Raw genomic sequence first — 14,886 nt, forward strand, 5'->3', positions numbered from 1 at the left:
GGCTACTTTTTTTCTATACGGAAAGGTGATAGACTTTCCTTTGACTAAATGTACTTTTGTTTGGGAGGGAAAGTTGGATGCTTTCGTTTTTTTTAACATTGAAACGTATGCTAAGAGCCTGTTTGCGAGCGTGGAAGGATAAAGAATTTCAAGTTTTATTCGTATTAACAATTTTGACTTTAATATCGGGTACAATCTTTTATAGCACAGTGGAGGGATTACGTATCCTTGATGCTTTATATTTTAGTGTTGTGACACTGACAACTGTAGGCGATAAAGATTTTAGTCCTCAAACTGATTTTGGGAAGATATTTACGATACTATACATATTTATCGGGATTGGATTAGTGTTTGGATTTATTCATAAGTTGGCGGTTAATGTGCAACTACCAAGTATATTATCGAATAGAAGAAAAGAGTAAAGCATGTAATTGCTTTACTCTTTTTTTACATTAGTTTAGACAAGTATTTGCAGTAGCTTAACAATAATTTATTACAATGTAAGTGCATTCATTCATTATATTCACTATGTATAAAGTTATAATGATATGAACATTTGCATATTTTAATTTATTGATAGAATTTTTATGAAAGGTGGGATATTCTAGTCATAGGTTAACCAGATGACATCGTAGGATCCTAGCAAAATGTTTACAATAATTTAATTATAAAATGGAGGATTTCAGATGAAAAAGAAAGTTCTTGCCTTAGCAGCAGCTATTACGTTAGTAGCACCGTTACAAAGTGTTGCGTTTGCTCATGAAAACGATGGAGGACAGAGAGTAGGCGTTATTCCGCGCTGGTCTGCTGAAGATAAACATAAAGAAGGTGTAAACTCTCATTTATGGATTGTAAACCGTGCAATGGATATTATGTCTCGTAATACAACACTTGTAAAACAAGAGCGAGTTGCACTATTAAATGAATGGCGTACGGAGTTAGAGAACGGTATTTATGCTGCTGACTATGAAAATCCTTATTATGATAATAGCACATTTGCTTCACACTTCTATGACCCTGATAACGGGAAAACGTATATTCCATATGCAAAGCAGGCGAAGGAAACTGGAGCTAAATATTTTAAATTAGCTGGTGAGTCATACAAAAATAAAGATATGAAACAAGCATTCTTCTATTTAGGATTATCTCTTCATTATTTAGGAGATGTAAACCAACCGATGCATGCGGCAAACTTTACAAATCTTTCGTATCCACAAGGGTTCCATTCTAAATATGAAAACTTTGTAGATACGATAAAAGATAATTACAAAGTAACGGATGGAAATGGATATTGGAACTGGAAAGGTACAAATCCAGAAGATTGGATTCATGGAGCGGCAGTAGCTGCGAAACAGGATTACGCTGGCATTGTAAATGATAATACGAAAGATTGGTTCGTGAGAGCTGCTGTATCGCAAGATTATGCAGATAAATGGCGCGCTGAAGTTACACCAATGACAGGTAAGCGTTTAATGGATGCACAACGTGTTACTGCTGGATACATCCAGCTTTGGTTTGATACGTACGGAAATCGTTAAGTATTTAAAAAAGGTCAAATCTCAGAATAGAGTATTTGGCCTTTTTATCACTATACACATGGAGGTATGAAACGTGAAAAGTAAATTGCTAAAAGGTGTACTTAGCTTTGGAATTGGTTTAGGAGCTTTATATAGTGGATCTTCAGCTCAAGCAGAAACGCCTACAAATCAAAATAATACATTAAAAGTAATGACGCATAACGTGTACATGCTATCAACAAACTTATATCCGAATTGGGGACAAAGTGAGCGTGCTGATTTAATTGGAGCGGCAGGTTATATAAAGAATCAGGACGTTGTTATATTAAATGAAGTGTTTGATAATAGCGCCTCAGATCGTTTGTTAGGAAATTTGAAGAGAGAATATCCAAATCAAACGGCGGTATTAGGTCGTAGTAGTGGAAACGAATGGGATAAAACATTAGGGAACTATTCATCTTCGACTCCTGAAGATGGGGGCGTTGCGATTGTGAGTAAATGGCCAATCGTTGAAAAAATTCAATATGTATTCGAAAAAGGCTGCGGACCAGATAATTTATCAAATAAAGGATTTGTATACACGAAAATTAAGAGAAATGATAGTTTTGTTCATGTAATTGGGACGCATTTACAAGCTGAAGATAGTATGTGTGGAAAAACTTCACCTGCATCTGTACGTACAAAACAGCTACAAGAAATTCAAGAATTTATTAAAAATAAAAATATACCAAATAACGAGTATGTGTTAATTGGTGGAGATATGAACGTAAATAAAATAAACGCTGAGAATAATAGTGATTCAGAGTATGCATCTATGTTTAAAACATTACATGCTTCTATTCCATCTTATACTGGACATACAGCGACTTGGGATGCGACGACAAACAGTATTGCGAAATACAATTTCCCCGATAGCCCTGCCGAGTATTTAGATTATATTATTGCAAGTAAAGATCATGCGAACCCATCGCATATAGAAAATAAAGTGTTACAGCCGAAATCTCCACAATGGACTGTTACATCATGGTTTAAAAAATATACGTATAATGATTACTCTGATCATTATCCAGTAGAGGCTACTATTTCTATGAAGTAGTCAAAAAAGTTTCTTCGTAAAGAAGAAACTTTTTTTATTTGCAAACAGGAAAATCACTCTTTCTTTCCAATATGTATAAGACATATATAGAAGAGGAGCGAAAAATGTGGATCGAGGAATTTTTAAAGAAGTTCCATTACCGTGTGCATTTTTAGATGAAGTAGCTTTAGAAAGAAATATTCAATCGGTTATAGAGCTAAGTGGCGATAAAAAGATTCGAATAGCGAGTAAATCATTACGATCCGTTCCAATTATGAAACGGATTTTAGCTACAAACAACCGATTTCAAGGTATTATGTGTTTTTCACCTAGAGAGGCTTTGTTTTTAATTGAACAAGGATTTAATGATTTATTATTAGGATATCCAGCTTATGATGACAGGGCTTTATATGAAATTAGTTTGCTAACAAAGAAAGGGCTTATTATAACTTGTATGGTGGACTGTGAAGACCATATTGTTTATTTAGAAAAAATTGCTGAGAAGTCTAAAGGGTGTTTTCGTGTTTGTTTGGATATTGATATGAGTAGCCGTTTTTTTCAATTTCATTTTGGTGTAAAAAGATCCCCGGTAAAAGATGTGCGGAGCGCTCTGGAAATAGTAGAAAAAGTGAAGGACTCATCATTTTTAATACTAGATGGTGTAATGGGATATGAAGCTCAAATTGCTGGGGTTGGAGATTATATACCGAATCAATGGATAAAAAGTAAAGTAATTTCTTATTTAAAGAAGAAATCAGTGTTAGAAGTTAAAGAAAGAAGAGGACGTATCGTGAAAGAAATACAAAACCTTGGTATTGAACTTAGGTTTGTAAATGGGGGGGGAACAGGAAGTATAAAAACAACTGAGCAAGATAACTCAGTTTCAGAGATTACAGTAGGTTCTGCTTTTTATGCCCCTAGACTGTTTGACTATTATAAAGAAGTACAATTTCATCCAGCTGTCGGATTTGCTTTACCAGTTGTACGTAAACCAGCTCCGTTTATCTATACTTGCCTAGGTGGTGGATATATTGCTTCAGGCGCAGTTGGTAAAGATAAAGAGCCTGAGGTTTGGAGACCAGATGGTGCAAAACTATTAGATTTAGAAGGTGCTGGTGAAGCACAAACTCCCGTTCATTATAACGGCGAGGAGCGAGTGGATATAGGAGATTCTATATTGTTTCGTCATAGTAAAGCTGGAGAATTATGTGAGCGTTTTCCAATTCTGTATCGTGTGAAACAAGGGAAGATTATTGGGGAGTATTCAACATATCGGGGGGATGGCCAATGCTTTCTATAGAGGGGAAAAAATGGAGAAATTGGACAGGGAATGTAGAAGGAACGCCGCATTATACGATGTATCCAGAAACTATACAAGATGTAGTAGAAGTTGTAGAGCTTGCACAAAAAAAAGGGAAGAAAATTCGTGTTGTCGGTTCAGGGCATTCGTTTACGCCTCTCGTGCAAACAGAAGAAATTTTAGTCTCTTTAGACGAATTGAAGGGCATTGTGAATATTGATGCGGAGAAGATGGTTGCCGAAGTATGGGCAGGAACAAAGCTACATGACCTAGGGAAGTTACTTGAAGAAAAAGGTTATGCACAAGAAAATTTAGGGGATATTGATTCACAATCTATTGCAGGAGCAATTAGTACGGGGACGCATGGGACGGGTGTTAACTTTGGGAGTTTATCAACACAAGTTATAGAGATTACGACAGTTTTATCAACAGGTGAGAGTATAGTTTGTTCAGAAACCGAGAACGTCGAATATTGGAAAGCATTTCAGTTATCGCTTGGAATGCTAGGTATCATCGTAAAGATAAAATTAAAGATTATCCCATCATATTCGCTCGTTTATGAAAGCGAAAAACAGTCACTATCTACTGTAATGAACAAGCTAGAAGAATATAAGAAGAATCGTCATTTTGAGTTTTTTGTTTTTCCTTATTCAAATGAAGTACAGGTGAAGTTTACAAATGAAACAACGAGTAAAGGAACTGATTTAAAATGGCATAAACTAAAGGTGGAGTTACTTGAAAATAGGATGTTCTCTTTGTTATCTAAAGGGTGCAAATGGTTTCCTTCCATAAGTAAAGGAGTAAGTCGATTATCAGCTAAGGCTGCACCAAACACAAAAATAATTGGCCCAAGCTATGAAGTGTTCGCTACATCACGTACGGTTCCATTTTATGAAATGGAGTACAGTGTCCCTTCAAAGCATATGAGAGCTGTTGTAGAAGAAATTTCAAGTCTTATTGAAAAGAAAAAGTATAAGGTGCACTTCCCGATTGAATGTCGCTACGTGAAAGGTGATGATATATGGCTTAGTCCAGCGTATGGAAGGGACTCGGCATATATCGCCGTTCATATGTATAAAGGTATGAAGTATGCCGCTTATTTTGGTGAAGTGGAGAAAATTTTTCTGAAATATGAAGGTCGTCCACATTGGGGGAAAATGCATACGTTAACATACGAAAAGTTACAAAACATATATCCAGAATTGCATTCGTTTCTAAAAATGAGGAAGTCGCTAGATGAAACAGGAATGTTTTTAAACCCTTATACAGAAAAGTTATTTACGATTATGAAAAAAAGCTGACAAAATATTACTTGTCAGCTTTTTTTAGTATAATCGCATTTCTTGTTTGACTAATATGCTCGTAGAATAGTAACTTATCACGGCTAAATACATGTAAGAAAACATGAATAATAAATATGCCGTTAATTACGAATTGGAATAACAGTATAACTAGTAATACTAAAGGCTCTGTAAAATTTAAGATAGAGCTACTAGAAAGAATATAATTGATTCCACCTAAAACGAAATAGAATATACCGTAACGGATGAATAGTTCCTTCATCGTAATACGATCTGATTTTCCTTTAATGTAAATACGAAGCAACGCTTTTCCTATCGTTCTTCCATTTGTAAAGTATGGAATGATAATAAAGTAAATAAAGATTGAACATGTAATGAAAAGGAGTTCGTATACATTTGTGTAAGATTGGATATTAGAAATAAATAGAGAGTTTCCTTTATTTTTAATGACAGGAACGACGATAGATAAGAACAGCCAATCAATTTGCATAGCGATAAGACGACGAACGAATCCAACTGGTTTCGTTTCTAAATCAATATGACTATCTAATTCGCTTGTTTTCGGAAGGAAGTACGTAAATATTGGTGCAATGATAAAACCAATTACGCCGCCTAATGTGTTTAAAAATAGATCATCGATATCGAATAAGCGATATGCACAATTGTATATACCGTATAGTCCAGTTACCTGTGTCAGTTCGAAAAATAGTGAAAGACAAAAAGAAATACAAACTGTTTGTAAGAAACTACGTCGGAAATAATAACGTAAATAAACACCGAATGGAACGGTTAATAGAACGTTAAATGCTACTTGTAAGAACGCAGATTCTTTTAATAAATAGAAATAAGTAGCTGGTTTCGTTAAAATTGCCGAAGTATGATTACTAATTTCTTGTATGAAATAAAATGGTGATAGTTGCATGTGCTGCGTATTAGCCGGTTGTAGGCTACAAGTATCATATGTTTGTGGTAACGGCAAAATCACAAGAAAATAGGCATTTAATAAGTAAAGTAATAATGAGTACAAAATAAATGAACGCCATTTATTTAAATAACCATACTTTCGGTAGTTAAATATTAAAAAAGGTATTAAGAGAAACATTGCTAAAAAAGGAAATAAAATAAATGCTGTTTTTACTGGAAATAAATATGCAGTCAAAATGAGGCTCCTTTCAATGAAAATTCGTTTATCATTATAACGTTAAAAGAACCTTAAAACAAAATTAAAATATTTTGAAATAGAAAAAATTATAAATTTTAATGGAATTAAGTTATACTAAATTTAATATAAGGATATTGTGATTATTATAAGTTGAGAGAGGGTACAAGATATGCGATATGAGCTTTTTTCTGTAAGTGGGGATCATATTACAACTTTTGAAAGTGTGTGGCGTTTTCAAGAGGGAGAACAGGTTTTTGTTCATGATGATCAAACAAAACGAAATTTTATTATTATCCGCCTAACGCATGATGTATTTCAACAAAATAAACATGTTATTCGTTTGTATTGTCAAGAAAAGAAAGTTTATAAATAAGGGAAGCCCTCTTACTGGATGAGAAAAGGTAAGAGGGTTTTATCATTTTATATTAGGAAAAGCTCCTTAGGAATATCGAGTGAAGTTTAATGCATATAAGTAGCATTGGATGTGGAAGAAAGGATATAGTTTTGCATTTTGTGCTTCCAAGTTTCATTTTCGTTTCTTTGAGAAAGCCACGCATGGTAATCTTGTTGTGTTTTCCATAACATACGGACCATATATTTTGCTCCATCATCTGTACGATGCATATGTGAAAATTCTATGTTAATAAAACCATTTGTTCCAGTTGATGGATAATATTGTTTAAGTGAATATAGTAAATCATTCTCATAGCCATATTTAATATGAATTAGTTTAGTAACAATAAACATAGGAACACCTCTTTTATAATAGTAGTAAAGAAGACGGATTTTTATTAGTAGGAACATAATTAATATTATACTATTCTGAAAATTTAAAGTAAATAAGGCACTTCAACTTAATAGAAGTATAAAAAAGCGAGCCATCTTAGTGTAGTAGAATGACTCGCTTTAAATTTGTAAGTTTACTTTATAAGAAAATGATAGTAAGTACCCCTACGATAATACAATAGAAAGAGAAATATTTTAAATTTCCTTTTGCCATAATGTTCATAAACCATTTTAATGAAATATATGTCATGATAAATGTTGCTATAAACGCAACGATATATGGTACGAATAATGTGTCTAAATTAGGATCTTTAGCAATATCTGTAATACTTAGCAATAACCCACCTAAGCTAACAGGAATATATAGTAAGAATGAGAAGCGAAGAGCGGTCTCTTGCTTCATACCGAGTAACATCGCTGCTACAATTGTAGCGCCAGATCGGCTAATTCCAGGGATAAGTGCACAAGCTTGAGCTAATCCGATAATGATTGCATCTTTCATAGAAAGGTCACCATCATTTTTACGCCCGCGTAAGTTTCTAATAATCCAAAGACCGACAGCGGTAATAAGAAGGGAAATCCCAACCATTTTCACGCCTTTTAAGTACTGGTCGATATAATCTTTAAATAAAACGCCAATTACACCTGCTGGAATAGTTGCAATTACAAGGTAAATAATGAAGAAGAAATCTGATTTTGCATCTTCTGCTCTTGTAAATATATAAGATAGACCATTCTTTGTTAGACGAATTAAATCATTTCTATAAATAAGTAATACAGCTAGTAATGAAGCTGAATTAACAAGTAGTTCAAAGCTAAATCCTTCTATTTTTAGTCCTAGCAAATGTTGTGCTAAAACGAGGTGACCACTTGAAGAAATCGGAATTGGTTCTGTTAGTCCTTGGAACAGACCAAGAATTAAGTATTTTAAAATGTAGTAAAATTGTTCCATAACATCCTCCTTGTTAATTAGTCTAAAGAAACAACTTTCCCATTATAACAAAGATATAGATGAATATTGGGAAGAAATAAATATTCGAAATATAATAAAAACCCCTTATAGCGATATAAGGGGTTTTTATTGTTAATGAGAAGATACTGTTTCTTGAAGACCATTAGTCAATTGAACATCGACTTTTTCTGCATCATGAATATGGTTCATAATAGTAGTATTTAATTTTTGGAACATTTGTTGAGTGTTTGCAAATTCTCTTAATATATCATCATTACAAGATTTTTGGTTTTCAATTGCTTGAATAACATTTGTAGCACCATTTTGTAACGTTTGAATCATAATTAAAATGTTTTCGATTCTAGCGTTTGTATCGGCACTCATTTCTACACCTTCATCGACTAAATGTAAATTATCTTTTGTGTTTTCGTATGCTTTTTCAATTTCTTCTTGAATTTTTTTCGTTAAGTTGCCAATATTCTTTGTACTCTCTGCCGTACTTTCTGCTAGTTTTCTTACTTCATTGGCAACAACCGCAAACCCTTTACCGTGCTCTCCAGCACGCGCTGCTTCAATACTTGCATTTAGCGCAAGTAAATTTGTTTGTGCTGCAATGTTTTGAATGACTTCTACAATTTGTTCGATTTCTTTTGAGCGTTCACTTAAATGATTCATACTGTTAGACGTGCGCTGAGATTGTTCACCTAATTTATTAATTACAATAAGTAAACGGTGAACAGATTCTTTTCCTTCATTAGAGCAGTCAATAATCTCTTCAATAGACTGAATTAAGCTTTGTTCTTTTTGTAACATTTCACTATTTAATTCATTAGAATTTGTTGTACGTGTTGAAACATTTTCAAAACACGAGTTTAATTGCTGAATTAAATTTTGGAGTGTATGGTGCTGGTTATTTACAAGTTGATGCTCTTGAACGACGTTTTGCACACGGTCATGGATAGAAGAAATCATATTTTGTTTTTCAATATCTTTTTGTTTTAATTCTGCCTCTAATTCTTTTATACGATCTTCTAATTGATCAATTTTATGTTGGAGTGATTTCTTTTGAGTAAACATGTATTTATTTCAACCGCCTTTGGAAGTTATATTTTCTCTATATTTGGATTTTAGCATCTTTTATAATTTTTAAATATAGGAATTGTTAAATATTTAAGAATCTATTACATTTTATTTATAATTCCCTATTTTTTGTCATGAAAAATAAACTGTATTTAATAGTATTGTAAACAAACTGTAAAATAAATCATGTATAACTGTATAAGAAGGGAGTCGGATTATGAACTATTTTAAGCGAATCAGTAGTCTAGTATTAGCAGGAATTATCGGTCTTTCTAGTACAGTCGCTGTAAAAGCAGAGTCAAACGACGAGAAACTTAACAACATGCAACAGCAATTGCAGCAAAACGATGCAGATATGCAGAAGAAAGAGCAAGAGAAGCAAGCTGTTAGTAAAGAGATTCAAGGTATTGAAAACGAACTACATAACTTAAATAATACAATTGCAAAAAATAAAGAGGATCAAGCTGCTATTCAACGTAAAATCGATGAAACACATAAGCAGATTGAGCAAAAAAAGAATGAAATTGTCGTTTTAGAGGATAAAGTCCTTGCTCGTAAAGATATTATGAGAAAACGTATGGTTTCTGTTCAAAACAGTTCAAATACAAGTTTAGTAGTAGAAGTTGTTGTAGAGTCAAAAAACTTTGCAGATTTCTTACAACGTATGAATGCAGTTTCTACTATTTTAGAAGCTGATAAAGAAATTTTACGTCTACAAGAACAAGATCTTCGTCAAATTGAAGAAGATAAGAAAACAATTGACGAAAAAGAAGCATCTTTAGTAGTAGACAAACAAAAATTAGCAAAAGCGCAAGCTGATTTGCAAGATAACTTGAAAAAACGTCAAGATAACTTACAGACAGTTCAAGCTAAATACAATCAGATTGCAAGCCAACTTAATTTAGCAGCAGAAGAAAAAGCTAAAATTGAGTCAAATATGAAGGCAGTACAAGAGACGATTGCTCGTGAGCAAGAAGCAGCAAGAATTGCAGCAGAAGAGCGTGCAAAAGCAGAAGCGGCTGCAAAGGCTGAGCAAGAAGCTTTAGTGAAAGCACAAGCAGAAATTGCTGAAAAACAAAAGCAAGAGAAAGCTAATAAACCAGCTGAACCTGTTGCGAATAATAATTCGAAGGTAGAACCTGCACAACCTTCGAAGCCAACTGCTGGTGGAAGAGAAATATATGTACATGCAACAGCTTATACAGCAGATCCAGCTGAAAATGGTTATGCACCAGGCCAACAAGTGTATTCTGCATGGGGAGGCTATAATCTAACTGCAAACCCAGGAATGAAATTAATTGCTGTAGATCCAAGTGTTATTCCATTAGGTTCTACTGTATATGTTGAAGGTTATGGACAAGCAATTGCAGCAGACACTGGTGGCGCAATTAAAGGTCACAAAATCGATGTTTTAATGCCTGATAAAGCTTCATCTAGTAATTGGGGCAGAAAAAATGTTAAAGTTACAATTTTAAACTAACACGTAATCCAACTTTACAATACGTAAAGTTGGATTTTTTTGTAAAAATTATGTTAAGTTGAGTTTACATTTTGTTAAGGATAGCATACAATGATGGTGAGAGGTGGTAAAATTGACCATTTTAAATAGAGTGAAAGAATTAAGGGCTCGCTTCAATTTTTCGCAAAGTGTATTAGCAGAGAAGGTTGGAGTGACGAGACAAACAATTGCTGCAATTGAAAAAGGGGATTACGTTCCTTCGTTGTTATTGGCACTTACGATTTGTGATGTGTTCCAGTTAAAGATGGAAGATGTGTTTGTTTTAAATAAGGAGGGGAAAGAGGATGAATAGACTTGTATTTTCTTATATGCTAAATGTACTTTTAATGGTATTAGCAGGTTGGGCTTTTATTGAGTTGTATTATTTTACTATTGAAGTCGCTAATTTTATTCAAACGAAGAGAGTACCATTTGAAGTTTCAATAAGTTTAATACCGCTCGGATTACTTTTAACATTTGGTATTGTATCGACGGTTCTTTATAAAATTCAAAAGAAAAAATATAAAGAGCTCTCGTATTGGATGTTTCCACTATTATTTCCTCAAGAAGATGAGCGTGAAAAGGCAATTACAGAAAAGGCTTGTCGTACTACATTTATGTCATTATGGTATGTGTTGCCTTGTGCGGTTGGGTTTTTAACTCTTTCTCCAATTGTTATTCTATATGTTCCTGCATATCCGATATATATTGCATTTAGTATCTTCTTTATTCAGATGACGATTTTTCACGTGTCTTTATATCGAAATAAAATTGCTTAAAAAGAAACCTTCTTGCATCGGCAAGAAGGTTTCTTTTCAGCTTATACTTGTACATATAGCAATATTATTTTATCATTTTATATAGAGTAAGATTTTGTAAGGGAAAGGAATTGTATATGAATAAGCAAAGAATTTATAGTATAGTAGCAATCCTTCTATTTGTTGTAGGTGGGGTTTTAATTGGAAAGCCATTTTATGATGGATATAAGGCTGAAAAGAAACAGACTGAAAATGTGCAAGCTGTTCAAAAGATGGATTATGAAAAGCATGAGACAGAATTTGTAGATGCGTCAAAAATTAATCAACCAGACTTGGCAGAAGTAGCGAATGCATCGTTAGATAAAAAACAAGTAATCGGTCGTATTTCGATTCCAAGTGTTTCATTAGAAATTCCTGTTTTAAAATCTTCTACTGAGAAAAACCTGTTATCAGGTGCAGCGACAGTAAAAGAAAATCAAGTAATGGGAAAAGGGAATTACGCACTAGCAGGGCATAATATGTCTAAAAAAGGTGTTTTATTTAGTGATATAGCATCTTTGAAAAAAGGCGATAAAATTTATTTATATGATAATGAAAATGAATATGAGTACGCTGTTACTGGTGTATCTGAAGTAACTCCGGATAAATGGGAAGTTGTAGAAGATCATGGGAAAGATGAGATAACGCTTATTACATGTGTATCTGTAAAAGATAATTCTAAGCGTTATGTTGTAGCTGGTGATTTAGTAGGAACGAAGGCGAAGAAATAAAAAAGAAGGCCAACTCTTTAAAGAGTTGACCTTCTTTTTTACTACTTTTGAGAAATAATAGAATATTTTAGTTTGTATTTAAAAATCCTTCTATTTATGTATAATAAAGTTAAAATTCTAAATTTTGGGAGGAACAAGAGTGAGACAACAGGTGAAGAAACTTTTTTTAACAACAAGTGTAGCGTTATTGATAGCTCCAATTTCAGCTTATGCGCATCCAGGACGTACAGATGCGAATGGTGGACATACGTGTCGTACAAACTGTGAAAAATGGGGATTACAGTACGGGGAATATCATTATCACAATAAACCAGCTTCTAGTAGTGGTGCAACGAGTCCAGCTCCTAGCCAAAATAATAATGGTGCTGTAGAAGCTGAAAAACAACGTGCTGCAGAAGCACAGCGTAAAGCTGAAGAAGAGAGACAACGTGTAGCTGAGGAACAAAGAAAAGCAGAAGAGGCACGTAAGCAAGAGGAAGCTAAGCGCCAAGTTGATATGGAGAAAGGTCAACTTGAAGGCGAAAAAAATGGAGAGACTGATTTTAAAGCAGGGAAAAATGACGTACAAGTACATTTAGCTGGAAAATCAGATACATATAAACAAGCATTTACAACTGCTTATACTACTACTTGGTCTTTAGAAGAGCAGAAGAAAACGCATTTTGAAAAAGGAAAAGAACAGGGCTTAGCACAAGAGACGATGGACGATAGTCAAATTACTCCAGATTTTAAGCAGATCTTTGCAGAAGGTTTCCAAGTGGGAAATAAAGAGAGAACAGAAAAAATTGAAAAAGAGCAAGCTGAACTAGGGGAAAAGGCTGGTAAGGAACTAGCTGAAAAGAATCCTGGAAATAATGAGAAAGATGTATACGTGAAGTCATATGAAACAGCGTATGAAAAAGGCTATAAGTCTACAAAAAAGGCAGTAGAAAAGGCTGGATATAAGTATGCGTTTGAAAACTATGATTTGAAGATTCCTGCCAAGTATGAAAAGAATGGCTCATTAAAAAAATGGTTTACTGAAGGATTTAAATCGAATAAAAAAGCAACGGAAATTCGAGAAGAAGGATTTAAAAAGGGAGACAGCTGGTTTTCATTTTTCTATAAGAGTTTCGTGCCAAGTGAATATAAAGAACATAAAGAGTTGTATGAGCAAGCAATAGAAAAAGGTAAGAAGGCATAAAAAAGATGAGGAGAAATTCCTCATCTTTTTTTTAATCCATCCATTTTACTAGTTTTTTAGAGATTAATAATAAAACACAACCTAAAACAATCGCTACAGCGCCGATAACAGTAAACACTTCAGCATATCCAAGTGAAGTTGTGAAGCTTGCAAGTTGTCCACCTAAAATATTGGCGATACCTGAACTTGCTAGCCATACACCCATTAGTAAAGAAGCAAGTTTTACTGGAGCGAGAGAACTAACCATTGATAGTCCGACAGGTGATAAGAATAGCTCACCTAACGTATGGAAAAGATACGTAAAGACGATAAATAGTAAGTTTGCTTTTTCCGTAATGTTATGTTCGTCACTACCTGTTTTTAATGTAGCGATAACAAGTATGATATAACCGATACCGAGTAAGATCATACCAAGTCCCATTTTGGTTGGGATTTTTAAATCCCCGCGCTTGCGAGTTGCAAGTTTTGCCCATAATGCTGAAATGACTGGGGCAAGTAAAATAATAAATAATGGATTGACCGATTGGAACCAAGATGTTGGAACTTCCCATCCGAACACAGAGCGGTCTACAAATTTGTTTGTATATAGTGTTAATGAACTACCAGCTTGTTCAAAACCAGCCCAGAAGAAGACAACGAAGCACGTTAAAATGACGATAACTGCGGTACGTTGTTTTTCTTTTTTTGTTAACGGTGTATCTCCTACTGATGGTTGTCCAGCAGCTGTTTGCAAATCGCGAGTTGTTTTTTTACCGATATCACCAAGGAAGCGATTTGATAGTGTTGTAAATAAAATTTGTCCAATGATCATTCCGATTGAAGCTGCTAAGAAACCGTAACGGAATCCGTAATGTACAACGCCATCAACTGTTGTTTTGAATAAATTTTCTGATAAAAATCCGCAAACGAGTGGAGCTAAAAATGACCCAACGTTAATACCCATGTAGAAAATGGTAAATGCACTATCACGTTTTGGATCATTCTCTTCGTATAATTCTCCAACCAGTGTAGAGATATTCGGTTTGAAGAATCCATTACCGATAATAATAAGCGCTAATCCGAGGTATAGGCCTAATTGGTTTTGCAAGGCAAATAGTGTAAGGTTACCGATTGCCATCGTTATACCACCAATTGTGATGGCTTTTCTTCTACCTAGAAAACGGTCTGTTAAGTATCCACCAATCATTGGTGTGAAATAACAGGCTCCAGTATAAAATCCGTAAATGGAGAGTGCCCATGCGGGACTAAACCCAAGACCACCGCTTACTAAAGCTGTCGTTAAATATAATGTTAATAATCCTCGTAATCCATAGTAACTAAATCTTTCCCACATTTCTGTAAAGAAGAGTAAGTATAAACCTGGAGGATGTTTCTTTTTTCTTTGCTGTTCTTTTTCTAGTTGTATCGCTGATTCCATGTTATTTTCCTCCTGACACAAACAAAAACAAGGTTAATAATTTTGTATATTTAATATTTTACTTTATTAACTATTATAAGTCAATGA

16 protein-coding genes are annotated in these 14,886 nt (G+C 34.0%); 11 read left to right on the top strand and 5 right to left on the bottom strand.

What is annotated here, in order from left to right:
• Positions 1-77 precede the first annotated feature (77 nt).
• The 5 genes from MHB70_RS02580 to MHB70_RS02600 all read left to right on the top strand — a co-directional run bounded on the left by MHB70_RS02580 (position 78) and on the right by MHB70_RS02600 (position 5,193).
• The gene (locus tag MHB70_RS02580; RefSeq protein ID WP_000947914.1) at positions 78-422 is read left to right on the top strand and encodes a potassium channel family protein; all 345 of its coding nucleotides are present in this window, start codon (positions 78-80) and stop codon (positions 420-422) included.
• 264 nt (positions 423-686) lie between these two features.
• The gene (gene cerA, locus MHB70_RS02585; RefSeq protein WP_000731002.1) at positions 687-1,538 is read left to right on the top strand and encodes a phospholipase CerA; all 852 of its coding nucleotides are present in this window, start codon (positions 687-689) and stop codon (positions 1,536-1,538) included.
• 73 nt (positions 1,539-1,611) lie between these two features.
• Positions 1,612-2,613 carry a sphingomyelinase C gene (sph, locus tag MHB70_RS02590; protein ID WP_000837526.1) on the top strand — a complete coding sequence of 334 codons (1,002 nt, stop codon included), beginning with the start codon at positions 1,612-1,614 and terminating at the stop codon, positions 2,611-2,613.
• Positions 2,614-2,719: 106 nt separating this feature from the next.
• The gene (locus tag MHB70_RS02595; protein WP_000373788.1) at positions 2,720-3,892 is read left to right on the top strand and encodes an amino acid deaminase/aldolase; all 1,173 of its coding nucleotides are present in this window, start codon (positions 2,720-2,722) and stop codon (positions 3,890-3,892) included.
• A complete protein-coding gene (locus MHB70_RS02600) occupies positions 3,880-5,193 on the top strand; it encodes a D-arabinono-1,4-lactone oxidase (protein WP_000948669.1) in 1,314 nt (437 codons plus the stop codon). The genes MHB70_RS02595 and MHB70_RS02600 overlap by 13 nt, the downstream gene beginning before the upstream one ends.
• A 7-nt stretch (positions 5,194-5,200) precedes the next feature.
• Here MHB70_RS02600 and MHB70_RS02605 read toward each other — a convergent pair whose 3' ends face one another.
• The gene (locus tag MHB70_RS02605; protein ID WP_000128033.1) at positions 5,201-6,352 is read right to left on the bottom strand and encodes a VanZ family protein; all 1,152 of its coding nucleotides are present in this window, start codon (positions 6,350-6,352) and stop codon (positions 5,201-5,203) included.
• 172 nt (positions 6,353-6,524) lie between these two features.
• Between MHB70_RS02605 and MHB70_RS02610 the strand changes: the two genes are divergently transcribed.
• Positions 6,525-6,728, top strand: coding sequence for a hypothetical protein (locus MHB70_RS02610; protein WP_001268335.1), 204 nt, complete (start codon positions 6,525-6,527; stop codon positions 6,726-6,728).
• Between the two features lie 86 nt (positions 6,729-6,814).
• On the opposite strand, the gene MHB70_RS02615 is transcribed toward MHB70_RS02610, so the two are convergent.
• The 3 genes from MHB70_RS02615 to MHB70_RS02625 form a co-directional block, all read right to left on the bottom strand.
• On the bottom strand, positions 6,815-7,102 hold the full coding sequence (locus MHB70_RS02615) for an antibiotic biosynthesis monooxygenase (protein ID WP_000471244.1): 288 nt from the start codon (positions 7,100-7,102) through the stop codon (positions 6,815-6,817).
• Between the two features lie 178 nt (positions 7,103-7,280).
• Positions 7,281-8,093, bottom strand: a complete 813-nt coding sequence (locus tag MHB70_RS02620) for an undecaprenyl-diphosphate phosphatase (RefSeq protein ID WP_000434781.1) — start codon at positions 8,091-8,093, stop codon at positions 7,281-7,283.
• A 132-nt stretch (positions 8,094-8,225) separates the two neighbouring features.
• Positions 8,226-9,170 (bottom strand): methyl-accepting chemotaxis protein, encoded by a 945-nt coding sequence (locus MHB70_RS02625; protein WP_000495005.1) that lies wholly within the window; start codon positions 9,168-9,170, stop codon positions 8,226-8,228.
• Between the two features lie 220 nt (positions 9,171-9,390).
• Here MHB70_RS02625 and MHB70_RS02630 point away from each other — a divergent pair, with 220 nt between their 5' ends.
• The 5 genes from MHB70_RS02630 to MHB70_RS02650 all read left to right on the top strand — a co-directional run bounded on the left by MHB70_RS02630 (position 9,391) and on the right by MHB70_RS02650 (position 13,382).
• The gene (locus tag MHB70_RS02630) at positions 9,391-10,653 is read left to right on the top strand and encodes a 3D domain-containing protein (protein WP_001105800.1); all 1,263 of its coding nucleotides are present in this window, start codon (positions 9,391-9,393) and stop codon (positions 10,651-10,653) included.
• Between the two features lie 112 nt (positions 10,654-10,765).
• Positions 10,766-10,984 carry a helix-turn-helix transcriptional regulator gene (locus MHB70_RS02635; RefSeq protein ID WP_000154014.1) on the top strand — a complete coding sequence of 73 codons (219 nt, stop codon included), beginning with the start codon at positions 10,766-10,768 and terminating at the stop codon, positions 10,982-10,984.
• A complete protein-coding gene (locus MHB70_RS02640) occupies positions 10,977-11,450 on the top strand; it encodes a hypothetical protein (RefSeq protein WP_001081109.1) in 474 nt (157 codons plus the stop codon). Before MHB70_RS02635 ends, MHB70_RS02640 begins: the two co-directional genes overlap by 8 nt.
• Before the next feature lie 116 nt (positions 11,451-11,566).
• Positions 11,567-12,199 carry a class A sortase gene (locus MHB70_RS02645; protein ID WP_001041715.1) on the top strand — a complete coding sequence of 211 codons (633 nt, stop codon included), beginning with the start codon at positions 11,567-11,569 and terminating at the stop codon, positions 12,197-12,199.
• A gap of 139 nt (positions 12,200-12,338) precedes the next feature.
• Positions 12,339-13,382: a YHYH domain-containing protein gene (locus MHB70_RS02650; RefSeq protein ID WP_061530696.1), complete on the top strand. Its 1,044-nt coding sequence runs from the start codon at positions 12,339-12,341 to the stop codon at positions 13,380-13,382.
• Between the two features lie 31 nt (positions 13,383-13,413).
• Here the strand turns inward: MHB70_RS02650 and MHB70_RS02655 are convergent, their stop codons facing one another.
• Positions 13,414-14,799, bottom strand: a complete 1,386-nt coding sequence (locus MHB70_RS02655; protein ID WP_061530697.1) for a peptide MFS transporter — start codon at positions 14,797-14,799, stop codon at positions 13,414-13,416.
• Positions 14,800-14,886: the final 87 nt, after the last annotated feature.

Origin of the sequence: Bacillus sp. FSL M7-1020 (assembly GCF_038050415.1) — a bacterium.
Classification (GTDB): Bacteria; Bacillota; Bacilli; order Bacillales; family Bacillaceae_G; genus Bacillus_A; species Bacillus_A toyonensis.